This window comes from Glycomyces endophyticus (genome assembly GCF_039531525.1).
GTDB lineage: Bacteria > Actinomycetota > Actinomycetes > Mycobacteriales > Micromonosporaceae > Glycomyces > Glycomyces endophyticus.
In genome coordinates this window covers 66,313-83,530 of the sequence record NZ_BAAAQF010000002.1, presented here as the reverse complement: position 1 = coordinate 83,530, position 17,218 = coordinate 66,313, and the positions used below count along the sequence as shown (strand labels likewise).

The following is a 17,218-nucleotide window of genomic DNA, read 5'->3' as shown; positions in this document are numbered from 1 at the left end:
GCGCAACCTTCCCCCGGCGGGACGCGTGCACTACCCTAGAAGCAAGCCCGAACTCGCTGACCCGAGTGCCCTGACCCGCCAGCCCGCGCGTGCGGACCGTCCGCGCCCGCGGCCACCAACCAGAACCGACGACGAGACCCGCGCGCCGCCCCGCGGCGTCAGCGGGTCCTATCCGGCATCGTCGAGAAGGACCCGTGCCCCATGAGTGAGTTCCTGGACATCGCCCTCTCCTTCCCCCCGGTCGTGTTCTCCTTCGGCCTCGTCGTGGTGGTCCTGTACTGGCTCGCGGTCATCGTCGGCGCGCTCGACGTGGACGTCGTCGACGTCGGCGACCCCGAGGTCGGGATCGAGGCCGGCGGCTTCTGGGGCGCCTTCGGGTTCGGCGCGGTCCCCTTCACCGTGGTGCTGTCCCTGTGGATCACCCTCGGCTGGATCGTGACCGTCCTCGGCACCAGCTGGGTGCGCAGCGCCGACGTGGTCATCCCCCCGGCGGCTTCCGGCATCGCCGTGCTCGTCGCCGGACTCGGCGTCGGCATGCTCGGCGCGAAGCTCCTCACCAGGCCGCTGTCGCGCCTGTTCGACGACGCGCCCGCCACGAGCCACGCCGAACTCGTCGGCAAGGTGTGCGTCGTGCGCACCAGCACCGTCACCCTCGACTCCGGGCAGGCGGAGGTCATCGACGAGGAGGGCGCGGTGATCCTCATCAACGTCCGCCGCTCCCCGCACGAGCCCGAAGGCATCGAGGACGCCCTCTTCTCGCGCCACTCGAAGGTCGTCGTATTCGACTACGACGAGCTCGACCAGGTGTTCCTCGTCGTCCCGGTCGCATTCCCGCCGGACATCGCCGTGCTTGAGGCATAAGCGCTTCCGGCCCGATTCGCCCTCCCGGAATCGTGCCGCGGGAGTGAACGCGGACCCCGCATGGGGCGGCGGTCGTTTATCGTGGTGCCACGCCCGACCGAATCCGCACCGACGCCCGCACCCTCTCCGAAGTCTCGTAAGGAACCACCGAATGGACGCCTCCAACTCGGCTACCCTCGTCACGCTCGTGGTGGCCGCGCTCATCTTCCTGGGCCTGCTGCTCATGATCGTCCGCCTCTACCGGAAGGTCGCCCCCGGCCAGGCGCTCGTCGTCACCAAGCTCCGCACCCGGAAGGTCTCGTTCACCTCCGCCCTCGTGCTCCCGATCATCCACCGGGCCGAGTACATGGACATCTCGGTGAAGACGATCGAGATCAACCGCGCCGGCAAGGACGGCCTGATCTGCCAGGACAACATCCGCGCGGACATCTCCATCACGTTCTTCGTGCGCGTCAACGCGACCGCCGACGACGTCATCAACGTCGCCGGCGCCATCGGCACCAAGCGCGCCTCCGACCAGGAGACCCTCCAGGAGCTGTTCAACGCCAAGTTCTCCGAGGCCGTCAAGACCGTCGGCAAGCAGCTCGACTTCACCGACCTGTACACCAACCGCGACGAGTTCCGCGACCGCATCCTCAACGTGATCGGCACCGACCTCAACGGCTACTCCCTCGAGGACGCCGCCATCGACTACCTCGAGCAGACCCCCCTCGAGCACCTCGACCCCCAGAACATCCTCGACGCGCAGGGCATCCGCAAGATCACCGAGCTCACGGCGCGGGAGTCGGTGACCACCAACGAGCACCGCCGCCACGAGGAGAAGGAGATCAAGCGCCAGGACGTCGAGGCCCGCGAGGCCGTCCTCGAACTCGAACGCCGCCAGACCGAGGCCGAGATCCGCCAGCAGCGCGAGATCGAGACCCTCCGCGCCCGCGAGTCCGCCGAGGTCCAGAAGGTCCAGGCCGAGGAGCGCCTCAAGTCCGAGACCGCCCGCATCCGCACCGAGGAGGCCACGGGCGTCCAGCACGAGAACCGCCTCCGCGAGATCGCCGTCGCCGAGAAGAACCGCGAGCGCGTCCTCGCCGTCGAGACCGAGCGCATCGAGAAGGACCGCGTCCTGGAGGTCGTCGCTCGCGAGCGCGAGGAGGAGCTCGCCCGCATCGCCGCCAACAAGGAGCTCGAGGCGCAGAAGCGCGAGATCGCCGACGTCATCCGCGAGCGCATCGCCGTCGAGAAGACCGTCGCCGAGCAGGAAGAGGGCATCAAGCGCCTGCGCGCGGTCGAAGAGGCCGAGCGCGAGCGCCAGCGCGTCATCATCCTCGCCGAGGCCGAGGCCCAGGAGAGCCTGGTCAAGGACATCAAGGCCGCCGAGGCCGCCGAGGCCGCGTCCAAGCACCTCGCCCGCCAGCGCCTCACCGAGGCCGAGGCCGCCCAGCAGGCCGCCGAGCTCGAGGCCCGCGCCAAGATCCGCCAGGCCGAAGGGGAGCAGGCGCTCGCCGCCGCCCCGGGCCTCGCCGAGGTCCAGGTCCGCGAGGCCGAGGCCGACGCGATCGAGAAGGGCGGGCTCGCCGAGGCGAAGGCCGCCGAGGCCAAGGGCAAGGCCGAGGCCGAGGCCCAGGCCGCCATCGGCAAGGCCGAGGCCACCGCAACCGCCGCGAAGGGCACCGCCGAGGCGAACGCCCTGCGCGAGAAGCTCCTCGCCGAGTCCGCCGGCCTCACCGAGAAGGCCGTCGCCATGGACGCGCTCTCCGACGCCAGCCGCGGCCACGAGGAGTACCGCCTCCGCCTGGAGATGGAGAAGGAGCTGCGCGGCATGGAGATCGACGCCCGCCGCGCCATCGCCGAGCAGCAGGCCGGGGTCATCTCCGCCGGGCTCAGCGGCGCCGACATCTCCCTGGTCGGCGGCGACACCCAGTTCTTCGACCGCGTCGTCGGCGCGATCGGATACGGCAAGGCCGTCGACGGGTTCGTCGCCCACTCCGACGTCGCCCAGACCGCGGTCGCCGCGTGGGGCAACGGCTCCACGTCGTTCGCCGAGGACCTCAAGGGGGTCCTGGGCGGGATCGGCACCGAGGACGTCAAGAACCTCACCGTGTCCGCCGCGCTCCTCAAGCTCATCCAGGGCGGCGGCGACGAGGGCTCCCTCAACGGCCTCCTGTCCAAGGCCCGCGAGCTCGGCCTGTCCGAGCGCCCGGCCTACGAGATCGCCGCGAAGTAACGCAGAACCGGACCGCGGGCCCCGCCACCCTTGGGGCCCGCGGTCCCCTCGCCCGCACCTGAAACCCAACGCTCCCAGGGGATCCCATGGCCGAAGAGACGACCGCCGCGCCCGAGGGCGCCACCGCCGACGCGTCCCTGGACGGCGGCACCTACGAGGTCCTCTCCTCCCGCCTCGCCGGCTACGCCGCCGAGCTCGCCGACCGGGCCGAGGCCCTCAACACCGCCCGCACCGACGCGTTCGGCTCCACCGAGCTCTCGCTCCTGGGGACCGTGCGCATCCGCACCGCGAACAACTGCGTCCCCCGCGACATCGCCCGCGTCGGGGACCGCCTCCTCTTCGGCTACAACGTCCACATGGGACTGAAGTCGCAGACCGGCGTCGCCGACGTCTTCGCCCTCCACGACTTCGAGCGCGACAACGGGAACTTCGCGTTCCACGAGGTCACCGAGCCCGGCCACGTCCTCGACGACCCGAAGTTCACCACCGACTTCACCGAGATCTACCGGTACTACCGCTCCGCCGAGCTCCTCCAGGTGCGCGAGGTCGACACCCGCCTCCTCGCCGTCTTCAAGATCGGCGACCAGCTCGCCGACCAGCGCGTCCTGCGCTGGCAGCTCCGGCCCGACGGCACGGCCGACTACATCGACGCCCGCGGCGAGGCCGACGCGGTCTGGCCCGAGCCCCACGACTTCGAGTGGGTCCAGACCACCCGCGACCACCACGTCACCGGCCGCCACCCGCACGTGTCCATCGAGGACGAGATCTTCGTCGAGTGCCTCGGCGGCGACCTCACCGTCAAGATCGAGAACAACACCGACACCGGCGAGGGCGTCTACTCCGAGCCCGTCGCCGAGCCGCTCCAGTCCCTCGCCGACGCCGAGATCGCCTACGCCCGCATCGGCCCCCTCATCATCCTGCGGATCCTCCCGTACAAGGAGACCGTCGCCCGCCACCTGATCTACAACACCCGCACCGCGACGGTGGTGCGCGCCGACGCGATCGGCGCGGCCTGCCGCCGCCTCCCGGAGGACCACGGCGTGGTCTTCCCCGGCGGGTACTACCTCAACGAGGGCGTGCTCAAGACCTTCGACCACGACAGCGCCGGGCTGCGCTTCAAGAAGGTCGTGCGCTCGCCCAACGGCGAGGACGTCCTCTACGTCTTCTACGACCAGGCCGAGGGCCGCTCGCTCCTGCTGCCGTACAACGTGATCCGCAAAGAGGTCGCGGCGCCGATGAGCGTCCACGGCTACGCGGTCTTCGACGACGGCACCCTGGTCGCCTTCCGCGCCAGCGGCGACGAGGCCACCCGAGTCCACCCGATGCAGGTGTGGGCCACCCCGTTCTGCTCCGAGGCGCACGCCGCCGCGACCGAGTCCGGCGACACCCCGGTGCACCGCATCGGCAACGCCGAGGCCGTGCGCGCCGTCTCCGACGCGCTCTCGGTGGCCCGCCTGGTCCGCGAGATGGAGCCCGCGCAGGCGGTCTTCGAGGCGCTCATCGCCGCCGCCGTCCGCTGCCTCGACGACTACCCGTGGCTCGGCGACGAGGGCCTCCACCGTCTCGACGAGACCCTCAGGCAGGTCCGCGACACCGCCGAGGCCGTCCTCGACGAGTACGCCACCGTCGCCGAGCTGACCGCCGGCGCGAAGCGAGCCCTGGAGGAGGCGCAGACCGGCACGGTCAAGCTCCTGCGCCGCGCCCGCGGCGAGACCCCCAAGTCCGCGGAGGAGTGGGTCGGGCTCCTCACCGAGCTCCGCGGCGCCTCCGGGCACCTCGTGACGCTCCGCGAGACCCGCTACATCGACCTCGCGGGCATCGACGCCCTCGCCGCCGAGGTCGCCGAGTCCCTCGCGGCCACCGGCCGCCGCGCCGTCGCGTTCCTGGAGCGCGAGGACGCCTTCACCGCGTACCACGAGCAGATCGCCGGCCTGGAGGCGAAGGCCGAGGCCATCGAGACCGTGGCCGAGGCGAACCCGGTCCTGGAGGACCTCGACGCCCGCCAGCGGGGCCTGGAGACCCTGACCGAGGTCGTCGCCAACCTCGACATCGGCGACGCCGTGGTGCGCACCGCGATCCTCGGGCGCGTCTCCGAGGTGCTCGCCGCCGCCAACCGCGCCCGCGCCGCCCTCGCCGCGCGTCGCCGCGAACTCGCCGTGGGCGAGGGCAAGGCCGAGTTCGCGGCCGAGTTCGCGCTCCTCGGCCAGTCCGTGACCGCCGCGATCAGCGCCGCCGGCACGCCCGCCGCGTGCGACGAGCAGCTGGGACGGCTCCTGCTCACCATCGAGAACCTCGAGACCCGCTTCGCCGACTTCGACGAGTTCCTGACCCGCCTGGCCGACAAGCGCACCGACGTCTACGAGGCGTTCTCCTCGCGCAAGCAGCACCTCCTCGACGAGGCCGCCCGCCGCGCCGAGCAGCTCGCCGCCTCCGCCGACCGGATCCTGGAGGCCGTCGCCCGCCGCACCCTCACACTGTCCTCTCTGGACGAGGTGAACACGTACTTCGCGACCGACCCGATGGTCGAGCGGCTGCGCAAGGTCGTGGGCGAGCTCCGCGGCCTCGACGACACCGTGCGCGCCGAGGAGATCGAGGGCCGCATCGCCGCCGCCCGCGCCGAGGCCGGGCGGGCCCTGACCGACCGCATCGACCTCTTCGACGGCGACGCCGTCAAGTTCGGCGAGCACCGCCTCCCCGTCAACACCCAGCCCCTCGACCTGACGCTGGTGCCCACGGGCGACGAACTCGCGTTCTCGCTCACCGGCACCGACTACCGCCATGTGGTGGACGACCCGGCCTTCGCCGACACCAGGCCGTACTGGCAGCAGTTCCTCCCCTCCGAGAACCCCGAGGTCTACCGGTCCGAGCACCTGGCCGCGGCCCTCCTCGCCGAGCACGGCGCCGCCGCACTCCTCGCCGAGGCGGACCTGCCCAAGTTCGTGGCCGCCGCCGCGGCCGAACGCTACGACGAGGGCTACGAGCGCGGCGTCCACGACGCCGACGCCGCCGCGATCCTCGCCGAGGTGCTGCGCCTCCAGGGCGCGGCCGGCCTGCTCCGCTACCCCGCCGCCGAGCGCGCCCTCGCCCGCCTGTTCTGGCACCGGCCCGCCGACGGGCCCGACACCGACCGCGACCGCAAAGAGCGCCAGGCGGTCTGGACCACCCGGGCCCGCTCGCTGGCCCGCGCCCGCGACACCTTCGGCCGCGCGGACGTCATGACCGGCCTCGTCGCCGACCTCGACGCCGCGCTCACCGGGTTCCTCGCCCAGGCCGGGCTCGCCGCCCACCCGCAGTCCCCGCTCGCCCCCGACACGCGCCTCACCGCCGAGTACCTCGCCGAGCAGCTCGCCTCCGGCGCCGCGTTCGCCGCCTCCGGCCGCGCCCGCGCCCTCCTCGCCGCCTTCGAGAACCACATCGGACCCGCAGCCCGGGCCGCCCTCGACGACGACCTCCAGGGCGTCGGCGCCGACCTCGCCGACCGGTGGGGCCTGGCCTGGAACTGGCTCGACGCGTTCCTCGCCCGCGCCGACGGCGACCGGTTCGACCGCACCGACCTCCCCGAGGCCCTCGCGCTGCTCATCGCCCCCGGCGACGCCGCCGACCACGACGCCGAACTCACCGCGCAGGTCACCGGGCTCCTGGGCACCCACGCGCGCATCGAGCAGCGCGTGCTGACGTTCCGCCTCGACGAGTTCCTCTCCCGCACGGACCGCTTCCGCCGCACCGTCCTCCCCGGCTACCGGGCCTACCAGCGCCGCCGCGCCGACCTCATCGAGGCGCACCGCTCGACCCTCCGCATCGAGGAGTTCAAGCCCAAGACGATGGCCGGGTTCGTGCGCAACCAGCTCATCGACGACGTGTACCTGCCGCTCATCGGCGCGAACCTCGCCAAGCAGATCGGCGCCGGCTCGGGGGAGGGCCGGCGCACCGACCAGTCGGGGATGCTCATGCTCATCTCCCCGCCCGGCTACGGCAAGACGACCCTCATGGAGTACGTCGCCGACCGCCTCGGGATGCTCCTGGTCAAGGTCAACGGGCCCGCGCTCGGCCACGAGACGACCTCGGTCGACCCGGCCGACGCGCCGAACGCGACCGCCCGCGCCGAGGTCCAGAAGATCAACTTCGCGCTCGAATGCGGCTCGAACATCCTGCTGTACCTCGACGACATCCAGCACACCAACCCCGAGCTGCTCCAGAAGTTCATCTCCCTGTGCGACGCGCAGCGGAAGATGGAGGGGGTCTGGAACGGCCGCACCCGCACGTACGACCTGCGCGGCAAGCGGTTCGCCGTGTGCATGGCCGGCAACCCGTACACCGAGGCCGGCCAGAAGTTCCGCATCCCCGACATGCTCGCCAACCGCGCCGACGTGTGGAACCTCGGCGACGTCCTCTCCGGACGCGACCGGGTCTTCGCCCAGTCCTACATCGAGAACGCGCTCACCTCGAACAAGGTGACCGCGCCGCTGGCCGGGCGCGGCCGCGCCGACGTGCAGCTGCTCGTCCGCCTCGCCGCGGGCGACCCGACCGCCGCTCCCGACGGCCTCGCCCACCCGTACTCGGCGGGCGAGCTCGACCAGGTCCTGTCGGTGCTGCGCAAGCTCGTACGCCTCCAGGAGACCGTGCTCCGCAACAACCTCGCGTACATCGCGTCGGCCGCGACCGACGACGCCGCCCGCACCGAGCCGCCGTTCCTGCTCCAGGGCTCGTACCGGAACATGAACCGGCTCGCCGAGCGCGTCGTCCCGGTCATGAACGACGAGGAGCTGGAGGCGGTCATCGACGACCACTACGCGGGCGAGGCGCAGACGCTCGCGTCCGGCGCGGAGTCGAACCTGCTGAAACTCGCGGAGCTCCGCGGGCGCCTCGACGGCGACCGCGAGGCCCGCTGGGAGGCCGTCAAGGACGCGTTCCGGCGCGAGCAGTCCCTCGGCGGCGCGAGCGATGATCCAATGTCGAGGGCCGTCGGCGCCATCGGCCTGCTGTCGGACCGCGTCGCCGGAATCGAGACCGCCCTGCGGCAAAGAAGCAGCGTCCAAGGGGACTAAAGGCTCGCCGCTGGTCCGCGCCGACCCGGTCACCCGGTACGCTTTCGAACAAGAGCCCGGCGCTAGCCCGCAGTGCCCCTGAACGCCGCAGAATTATCGAATAAGGGAGGTTCCCGTGCCGACGAAGACGGGAGACAAGATCCGGATCATCGTCTTGGGCACCGGCCCCGACGCCGACACCGCCCGCGCTATCGCCGAGTCCGACGCCGATGTCGCACTCGCCAAACAGTTCACCAAGACCGTGACCCACCTGGTCGTCGACGACACCGTCAAGGCCGGCGAGGCCCGCGTGAAGAAGGCCGAGGAGGCCGGCGTCCCCGTCCTCACCGTCGCCGAGTTCCGCGCCCTGCTGGTCGCCGGAGCCGAGGACGAGGAGGCCGAGGCCGAAGCGGTCGAGGTCCCCGCGGCCGACGAGGCCCCCGACGCCGGCCCCGAGCTCGTCGACGAGCCCGCTCCGGTCGAGGACGAGACCGCCGCCGCGACCGCGGACGTCGAGCCCGAGCCCGTCGCCGCCGACCCGGAGCCCGTCACCGCCCCGGCGGAGGAGCCCGTCGAGGAGCTGGCGCCGGTCGCCGAGTCCGAGAAGCCCTCGGAGGCCGCGCCCACCGACACCGTCGCCGCCGAGCCGGTCGCCGAGGCGATCGACGAGCCGGAGGAGGCCGCGGCCGACCCGGAGAAGGCCGTCCCCTCCCAGGCGGAGGCGCCCGCCATCGAGACCACCGAGGCCGGCGCCGAGAAGTCCAAGCCGGGCTTCCTCGCCAAGATCAAGTCGATCTTCGGCCTCACCGGCGCGCGCAAGTAGCGTCCGGTGGCCGAAAGCCCCGAGCCCGCCGGGCTCGGGGCTTTACGCTTGCCCCGGAAAACCGTCCCGGGTTCGCTGAGGGCGAACGCGGTAAGTTCACCGTTAAAACTTGAGCCGTCTAGACTCAACTTGGCGGCCCCGAACCCGGCCGCCGAGGCCGCTCGGACCCGGCATCCGAGCGTGCCGCGCACGAGCGAACCGACGAGAGGAAGGCCGACCGCAGTGGACGTCAACCGCCTGACCACCAAGAGCCGCGAAGTGATCTCCCAGGCCGCGCGCACCGCCGCGGCGAACGGCAACCCCGCCGTCGAGCCCTGGCACCTCCTCGACGCGCTCCTCACCGTCGACGGCTCCACCGCGCCCGGCCTCCTCCAGCTCGTCGGCGTCGCCCCCGGCACCGTCTCCGCCGAGACCGAGCGCCGCATCGACGAGCTCCCCTCGGCCTCCGGGCCCTCGGTCTCCGAGCCGTCCATGGCCCGGGAGTCCCTGCGCGCCATCAACGCCGCCGACAAGATCGCCGTCGACTACGGCGACGAGTACGTCTCCACCGAGCACCTGCTCACCGGCCTCGCCCAGGCCGGCGGCGAGGTGGGCCGCCACCTCGCCGAGACCGGCGCCACCGACAAGAAGCTCATCAGCGCCTTCCCCACCCTCCGCGGCGGCGACCGCAAGATCTCCTCCTCCGACCCCGAGCAGGGGTACAAGGCCCTCGAGAAGTACGGCGTCGACCTCACCGAGACCGCGCGCTCGGGCAAGGTCGACCCCGTCATCGGCCGCGACACCGAGATCCGCCGCGTCATCCAGGTGCTGTCGCGCCGCACCAAGAACAACCCGGTCCTCATCGGCGAGCCCGGCGTCGGCAAGACCGCCATCGTCGAGGGCCTCGCCCAGCGCATCGTCGCCGGCGACGTCCCCGAGTCCCTCCGCGACCGCCGCGTCATCCTCCTCGACCTCGCCAGCATGATCGCCGGCGCCCAGTACCGCGGCCAGTTCGAGGAGCGCTTCAAGTCCGTCATGGAGGAGATCAAGTCCTCCGACGGCGAGATCATCCCCTTCATCGACGAGCTCCACACCATGGTCGGCGCCGGCAAGTCCGAGGGCTCCCTCGACGCCGGCAACATGCTCAAGCCCGCCCTCGCCCGCGGCGAGCTCCACATGATCGGCGCCACCACCCTCAACGAGTACCGCGAGCACATCGAGAAGGACGCCGCCCTCGAACGCCGCTTCCAGCAGGTCTACGTCGGCGAACCCTCCATCGAGGACACCGTCGCGATCCTCCGCGGCCTCAAGGAGCGCTACGAGGTCCACCACGGCGTCCGCATCACCGACTCCGCCCTCGTCGCCGCCGTCCAGCTCTCGGCCCGCTACCTCCCCGACCGCCGCCTCCCCGACAAGGCCATCGACCTCGTCGACGAGGCTGCCTCCCGCCTGCGCATCGAGATCGACTCCCGCCCCGAGGAGATCGACCAGGTCGAGCGCGCCGTCCGCCGCCTCGAGATCGAGGAGACCGCCCTCCAGAACGAGACCGACGACCCGGCCTCCGCCGAGCGCCTCGCCTCCCTCCAGCGCGAACTCGCCGACCAGCGCGAGCGCCTCGCCGCGCTCTCGCGCCAGTGGGAGTCCGAGAAGGGTCGCATCGCCAAGGTCTCCGACATCAAGGAGGAGCTCGACGACCTCAAGACCCAGGCCGAGCGCGCCGAGCGCGAGTACGACCTGGAGAAGGCCGCCCAGCTCCGCTACGGCCGGATCCCCGAACTCGAGCAGCAGCTCCAGGACGCCGAGGCCGAGCTCGCCACCGCCGACACCGACCCCGCCCACCAGCCGATGCTCAAGGAGGAGATCGACGCCGACGAGATCGCCGACGTCGTCTCCGCCTGGACCGGCATCCCCGCCGGGCGCCTCCAGGAGTCCGAGACCCACAAGCTCCTCCACGCCGAGGAGGTCCTCGGCGAGCGCGTCGTGGGCCAGCTCGAAGCGGTCACCGTCGTCTCCGACGCCCTCCGCCGCGCCCGCGCCGGCCTCTCCGACCCCAACCGGCCCACCGGGTCGTTCATCTTCGCCGGCCCCACCGGCGTCGGCAAGACCGAGCTCGCGAAGGCCCTGGCCGAGTTCATGTTCGACGACGACCGCGCCATGATCCGCATCGACATGGGCGAGTACACCGAGCAGCACTCCGTCGCCCGCCTCATCGGCGCCCCGCCCGGCTACGTCGGGTACGAGGAGGGCGGCCAGCTCACCGAGCCCGTCCGCCGCCGCCCGTACTCCGTGGTCCTCCTCGACGAGGTCGAGAAGGCCCACCCGCGGGTCTTCGACACGCTCCTCCAGGTCCTCGACGACGGCCGCCTCACCGACGGCCAGGGCCGCACCGTCGACTTCCGCAACGTCATCCTCATCATGACCTCGAACCTCGGCTCCTCGGCCCTGGTCGACCCGCTCCTGGAGGACACGGCCAAACGCGACCAGGTCCTCGCGGCCATCCGCACCCACTTCAAGCCCGAGTTCCTCAACCGCCTCGACGACATCGTCATCTTCCACGCGCTCGAGCACGACCACCTCAAGGCGATCGTCACCGTCCAGCTCCGCCACCTGGAGCACCGCATGGAGGCCCGCCGCCTCCGCCTCGACGTCAACGACGCCGCCAAGTCCTGGCTCGCCGACCGCGGCTTCGACCCCGTCTACGGTGCTCGCCCGCTCCGCAGGCTCATCCAGTCGTCCATCGGCGACCCGCTCTCCCGCGACCTCCTCGAAGGCAAGATCACCGACGGCGACACCGTCAAGGTCGCCACCACCGACCTCGGCGACAGGCTCACGGTGACCAAGGGCTGATCCGCCCCGGCTCGGCATCCCCGTCGAGCGCCGAGGGGCCGCGACCGGTCGGCGGCACCCGCGGGAGTCGCCACCGAGCCGTCCGCGACCGGTCGCCTCGTCTCGGCCGGCAGCCGCCTTCGGCACCGGCCGCCGAGCGCAGCGCCGACGCGATCGGTCGACGCATCACCTGCGCCCCGGACACGAGACCCCGTCTCGCGTCCGGGGCGCTGTCGTACCCGCCGGGCACCATCGAAGCCGGGGGCGGCTCCCGGCGCCCGAAATGCGCAGACCCGCCGAGGCTCACCCGACTCCCCGCCCGGGCGCGCCGTCCCACGACCCGGTCACTGACCGTGGCCGCCGGGCCGAACCGTTCCTACCATTGGCCCGGTGACCGAAACCCCCACGCGACCCGAGCGGGCGCGCCCGCGGCGCGCCCGCCTCGACTGGCTCGACCTGGTCAGCCTGGGCGTGCTCGCCGCCGGGCTGCTGTGCTGGGCCACCGGGGCGCTGCCCACGGGCGACGCACTCGCGAGCCTGGAGCGGATCGCCCCGCTCGTGCTGTTCCTCGGCACGGTCATGGTCATGGTCGCGATCGTCCAGGCTTCGCAGCTGTTCGACGTCGCCGCGCTCGGCCTCGCCCGCCTGGCCCGCGGCAGCCACGCCGCCCTGTTCGCCTGCTGCTTCGTCCTCGCCGCGCTCACCACGACGTTCCTCAACCTCGACACCACGATCGTGCTGCTCACCCCCGTGATGCTCGCGCTCGCCGCCGCCACCCGCGCCCCGGCGCTCGCCCTCGCCATGACCACGGTCTGGCTCGCGAACACCGCGAGCCTGCTCCTGCCCGTGTCGAACCTGACGAACCTCCTCGCCGCCGACCGGATCGGCCTCGACCCCCTCGGCTTCGCGGCCCGGATGTGGGCCCCGCAGCTCGCGGTCCTCGCCGTCACCGCGCTCTGCCTGTGGCTCGGGTTCTGGCGGCGCCGCCACCGCGAGCGCGACCGGTACACCGTCCCCGCCGAGCCGGCCCCGATCGCCGACCGGCGCCTGTTCTGGACCGCCGCCGCGGTCTGCGCCGGGTTCGTCCTCGCCGTGGTCGCCGAGGTCCCGATCCAGGTCGTGTCCACGGCCGCGGCCGCGGTCCTCGTCGCCCACTGCGTGCGCCGCCGCCGCGACCTCCTGTCCTGGCACCTCATCCCGTGGCGCCTCCTCGTGCTCACCGCGGGCCTGTTCCTGGTGGTGCCCGCGCTCATGCGCCACGGCGGCGGCGACCTCGTCTCGGCCCTGGCCGGGACCGGCGCCGGCGACGCGGGCGTGTTCCGCGCGGGCCTCGCCGGCGCGGGCCTGTCGAACCTCGTGAACAACCTGCCCGCGTACGCCGCCGTCGAGTCGGTGATCCCCAGCGGGAACCCGGACGCGCTCCTCGGGGTGCTCATCGGCGCCAACGTCGGCCCGCTGGTCCTGCCGTGGGCCTCGATGGCGACGCTGCTCTGGTTCGACCTGGTCACCGGCCGCCGCCCCGGCGTCCCCGCGGACCAGCGCCTCCGTGTGCCGCTCGGGCGCTTCGTCGCGTCCGGGGCGGTCCTCGCGGCCGCCGCCGTCACCGCGGGCCTGGCCGCGCTCGTCTGGCTCTGAACACGGACCCGATCCGGAATGCAATACCACTATGGAATGAAAGTTCGTGATTCCCCCGTATAACGCGGCACCATTGGTCATAGTGCTCACATGGCCTTCACTGGTAGCTCGGGCGCCACGCCGCGCCTGACCCGCCGCACCGTCCTCACCGGCGCGGCCGCCCTCCTGGCCGGAGCCGCCGTTCCGGCCGCGAAGCCTGCCCGCGCCGCCGCGAACCCGCAGATCTACGCGGCCGCCGCCGGCTGGACCGGGTACGGCGGCGAGCTGCTCGTGCTCACCGGCGAGGCCGAGACCGACCACGCGCTGCGCGTCCTCGAACCCGCCGAGTCCGCCGGCACCGTGACCGGCGTCCTCGGCCCGCCGCTCCCGCTGCCCCTGCCCGACGGCTTCGTCCCGCACTCGATGGCCGCGACCGGCGCGACCCTGTGGGTCACCGGCGCCAGGGAGCTCGGCCCCGACCGCGCCGTGCCCGCCCTGGTCCGCATCGACGGCGCCGCCGGCGAGTACGTCGACCTGCCCGTCCCCGACTCGATCCGCTCCGGCATCGCCACCGCGGTGACCCCGCTCGGCACCGGCCTCGCCGTCGCCGTCGAGGGCGGCCCCGACGAGCACCTCACGGTCCTCTCCCGCAGCCACCTCGCGATCACCGCCGACGGCCGCGCCTGGACCGAGCAGGAGCTCGCCGCCGGTCTCGGCGAGGGGTACGGCACCGTGCTCGCCGAGACCGACCGCGGCCTGTTCGCCGCGGTCGCCGACGGCGCGGGCACGCAGTCCGCCTTCACCGGCCGCCTCGCCGAGGCCGCGGTCCCGCGCCTGGTCCTCACCGCCGCGGGCACCGTCGCGAACGCGGGCCGCCCCATGGCCGCCGTCGCCGCCGACGCGTACGTCAGCCTTTACTCCGACCGGGACGGCGTCATCACCGAGACCCGCTACACCGGCGACGAGCGCACCGAGACCGCGTTCGGCGGCACCACCGGCGACTGCGCCTGCCTCGGCGAGGTCCTCGCCGTGCCCGGCCGGCGCGGCCTCTGGCTCGAGACCGACGGCACCACCATCCACATCAGAGGGAATCGATAACGACGAGGAGGACCGATGGCATTCCCCAGCAGCGGCAAGGCGTTCGCCCGATCGAGCTGCGAGCTCCCCGACGTCACGCGCGACTGGCTGTGGGCCACGGCCTGGAAAATGCGGTACCGGACCGCGTTCACCGGCGACGGCTTCGGCGTCCACCCCTCCACCACGTCGTTCACCATGCACGCGGAGACCCACAAGCAGGCCGGGCGCGTCGTGCGCGACCTCGACGACCTCGGACGGAGCTACGGGTACAACGACGGCACCTGGGGCTACCAGTGGACCGGCGTGGCGGGCGCGAAGGTCTGCAAGCCCGGCTACCACCGCTACGGCGCGGCCATCGACTTCACGCACTTCAACTGGGGCAAGGAGATCTTCGTCGACACGGCCGTCCACGGCAAGGCCAGGCGCTACCTGCGCCGCCGCTACCTCGCGGTGATCGCCGTGTGCCGCAAGCACTTCGGCACGGTCCTCCACTGCTACAACGACCCCGACGGCTCCCACTGGAACCACATCCACGTCGACCGCGGCCGCCGCGCCGTGGCCGCCGACTGGGACTACCAGACCGACACCACGATCATCCAGTGGGCCGCGAGGGATCTCGCCGGGATGTCGAAGATCCGGATCGACGGCGACTTCGGCCCGCAGACGAAGCAGGGCCTCGAGGCGCTCAAGAAGGCGTTCAGGGCCGAGAAGCTCGACCCCACCGCGTCGTCCGCCAACTACCTGGTCTGGCTCGACCTCATCGCCCGGCACGGCATGGCCGACAAGGACGCCGGAACGTTCCGGGCCGAATGACGAAGGAGGACCACATGACCCGCTCCGCCAGGACCCGCGTCGCGGTCGCCGCGGCCGTGCTCGCCCTCCTCGCCGCCTGCGACACCGCCGCCACCGGCGACGACGCCGACTCCGGCGTCTTCTACGGCCTCGGCGACGACCACGTGCTCTACCGCTGGGAGCCCGGCGCGGCCCGCGAGGGCGACGACGAGGCGCCCCCGGCCGAGCCAGTGCTCGACCTCAGCGGCGTGTGGAGCGCCGAAGGCGACGTCGGCGCGGTCCTCCGCGCCTCCCTCACGGTCGACCCCCGCCAGCGCACCGCCGCCTGGATCGAGGGCGCCTCCCCGAGCGAGGTCCTGAAGTTCGGCGACCTCGAGACCGGCGAGATCAGCACCGTCGTCGAATACCCCCTCGACCACGCCTGCGTCGACCCGACCTGGCTCGCCGACGGCTCCGCCCTCCTCGTCCACCGCGGCGCGGTCTGGGGCGTCGAATCCGATGCCGCCCAAGGCGACGCGACGCCGCTCCCGGTCGAGGCCTGGGGCGACGCCGAGTGGTACGCCCCGGACGCCGGCAAGCTGCCGTCCACCGTGGAGCTCCAGCCGGCGGGCTGCCGCCTCCGCTGGTACACCGCCGAGGACGGCTCGGCCCAGGCGGTCTACCACAACCTCGACGTCTCCGAGCTGTACCGGATCGACGCCGAAGGCACGGTCCTGGAGACCATCCGGGTCGGCGGCCTCACCGGCGCCGAACCGCTCACGATCGGCCTCGTGGGGGTCGACCCCACCGGCCGCTACGCGTGCATGGTCGACGACTACGGCCCCTACGGCGCGTTCAAGGGCGGCTTCACGCCCCACGCCGAGGCCGGCACCCGCGTGATCGACCTGAGCACCGGCGAGGCCGCCGGCTCCGAGTCCTCGCCCGCCTGCACCTCGCTGCAGGCCGACGGCTACCTGTCGCGCGACGGCGCGGCCGCGAGCTTCATCGACTACGACGGGTCCACTGAGTGGACCGTGGACCTCCCGGCGGTCATCGCGGAGTCGCCGGTGCTGTTCCACTACCCGGCAACGTCCTTAGGGCTCCTCCTGCGCGTCCGGACGGGCGGTGGACCGGCACTGACCGGCCGCACGGCCAGGCGGCATACGATGCTCCCGTGAACACGCTCGCCGAGATCCGCCGCCACCCGCTCAAGTCCGCCGCCGCCGAGCACCTGACCGAGACCGCGATCGGCGAGCGCGGCCTCGACGGCGACCGCATCTGGGCGTGCTTCGACGCGGACGGCACCATCGGCACCGGCAAGCAGCCGCGGCTGTGGGGCGCGCTCCTCGACGTCGCCGCCGAGTACCTCGCGGCCCGGGACGAGGTCCGCCTGACCGTCCCCGGCGCCGCCCCCGTCACCGCCGGCACCCCCGAGGCGGACGCGGCGCTGTCGGACTGGCTCGCCCGCCCGGTCCGCGTCACGCGCACCGCCCCCCAGGAGGTCAAGCGGCACCACTGGTGGCCCGACGAGCCCGGCATGATCCCCGAGTGGGCCGCCGACGTCGAGCCCGGCGGCGAGACGGTCCAGCGCGTCGGCGGCGCCGCCGACGGCCGCTTCTTCGACTTCGGGCCCCTCCACCTCGTCACGACCGGCGCGGTGGCGCAGCTCGGCGACGAGCACGGCTCCGCGGTCGACCCGACCCGCTTCCGCCCCAACCTGATCCTCGACCTCCCCGCCGATCCGCAAGCGGGGCAGCGCATCGCGATCGGCGACGACGTCCTCCTCGAAGTGACGCTCCCGACCCCGCGCTGCATCATCCCCTCGATCGCCCACGGCCCGGCCCCGGCCGACAAGGGCCTGCTCAAGACCCTCGCCGCGCACCACCGCATCGAGGTCCCGGGCTTCGGCCGCGCCACCTGCTTCGGCTTCTACGCCGACGTCCTCTCGACCGGCGACGTCCGCGTCGGCGACGAGATCAGGTTCCTCTGACGTGCGACGGCCGGGCGCGGTGCGCGCCCGGCCGC

The 17,218-nt window shown here is 72.8% G+C and carries 10 protein-coding genes; all 10 read left to right on the top strand.

Annotated features, from left to right (window positions below):
- Positions 1–201 precede the first annotated feature (201 nt).
- The 10 genes from ABD419_RS01085 to ABD419_RS01040 all read left to right on the top strand — a co-directional run bounded on the left by ABD419_RS01085 (position 202) and on the right by ABD419_RS01040 (position 17,183).
- Positions 202–861 (top strand): hypothetical protein, encoded by a 660-nt coding sequence (locus ABD419_RS01085; protein ID WP_344480701.1) that lies wholly within the window; start codon positions 202–204, stop codon positions 859–861.
- 151 nt (positions 862–1,012) lie between these two features.
- Positions 1,013–3,079 (top strand): SPFH domain-containing protein, encoded by a 2,067-nt coding sequence (locus ABD419_RS01080; RefSeq protein WP_344480699.1) that lies wholly within the window; start codon positions 1,013–1,015, stop codon positions 3,077–3,079.
- Positions 3,080–3,165: 86 nt separating this feature from the next.
- The gene (locus ABD419_RS01075) at positions 3,166–8,124 is read left to right on the top strand and encodes a DNA repair ATPase (RefSeq protein ID WP_344480697.1); all 4,959 of its coding nucleotides are present in this window, start codon (positions 3,166–3,168) and stop codon (positions 8,122–8,124) included.
- A 115-nt stretch (positions 8,125–8,239) separates the two neighbouring features.
- A complete protein-coding gene (locus ABD419_RS01070; protein ID WP_344480694.1) occupies positions 8,240–8,926 on the top strand; it encodes a hypothetical protein in 687 nt (228 codons plus the stop codon).
- Positions 8,927–9,148: 222 nt separating this feature from the next.
- Entirely contained in the window at positions 9,149–11,752 is a 2,604-nt protein-coding gene (clpB, locus tag ABD419_RS01065) for an ATP-dependent chaperone ClpB (RefSeq protein ID WP_344480692.1), read from the top strand.
- Positions 11,753–12,121: 369 nt separating this feature from the next.
- On the top strand, positions 12,122–13,366 hold the full coding sequence (locus tag ABD419_RS01060) for an ArsB/NhaD family transporter (RefSeq protein ID WP_344480689.1): 1,245 nt from the start codon (positions 12,122–12,124) through the stop codon (positions 13,364–13,366).
- Between the two features lie 90 nt (positions 13,367–13,456).
- On the top strand, positions 13,457–14,443 hold the full coding sequence (locus ABD419_RS01055) for a hypothetical protein (protein WP_344480687.1): 987 nt from the start codon (positions 13,457–13,459) through the stop codon (positions 14,441–14,443).
- A 15-nt stretch (positions 14,444–14,458) separates the two neighbouring features.
- Complete coding sequence (locus tag ABD419_RS01050; protein ID WP_344480685.1) at positions 14,459–15,235, top strand: hypothetical protein; 777 nt, start codon at positions 14,459–14,461, stop codon at positions 15,233–15,235.
- A 14-nt stretch (positions 15,236–15,249) separates the two neighbouring features.
- The gene (locus ABD419_RS01045; protein WP_344480682.1) at positions 15,250–16,371 is read left to right on the top strand and encodes a hypothetical protein; all 1,122 of its coding nucleotides are present in this window, start codon (positions 15,250–15,252) and stop codon (positions 16,369–16,371) included.
- On the top strand, positions 16,368–17,183 hold the full coding sequence (locus ABD419_RS01040) for an MOSC domain-containing protein (RefSeq protein ID WP_344480680.1): 816 nt from the start codon (positions 16,368–16,370) through the stop codon (positions 17,181–17,183). The genes ABD419_RS01045 and ABD419_RS01040 overlap by 4 nt, the downstream gene beginning before the upstream one ends.
- The last annotated feature ends 35 nt before the right edge of the window (positions 17,184–17,218 follow it).

Coding starts and splice junctions, on each gene's coding strand:
- ABD419_RS01085 (WP_344480701.1), top strand. CDS start 202: ATGAGTGAGTTCCTGGACATCGCCCTCTCCTTCCCCCCGGTCGTGTTC.
- ABD419_RS01080 (WP_344480699.1), top strand. CDS start 1,013: ATGGACGCCTCCAACTCGGCTACCCTCGTCACGCTCGTGGTGGCCGCG.
- ABD419_RS01075 (WP_344480697.1), top strand. CDS start 3,166: ATGGCCGAAGAGACGACCGCCGCGCCCGAGGGCGCCACCGCCGACGCG.
- ABD419_RS01055 (WP_344480687.1), top strand. CDS start 13,457: ATGGCCTTCACTGGTAGCTCGGGCGCCACGCCGCGCCTGACCCGCCGC.
- ABD419_RS01050 (WP_344480685.1), top strand. CDS start 14,459: ATGGCATTCCCCAGCAGCGGCAAGGCGTTCGCCCGATCGAGCTGCGAG.
- ABD419_RS01045 (WP_344480682.1), top strand. CDS start 15,250: ATGACCCGCTCCGCCAGGACCCGCGTCGCGGTCGCCGCGGCCGTGCTC.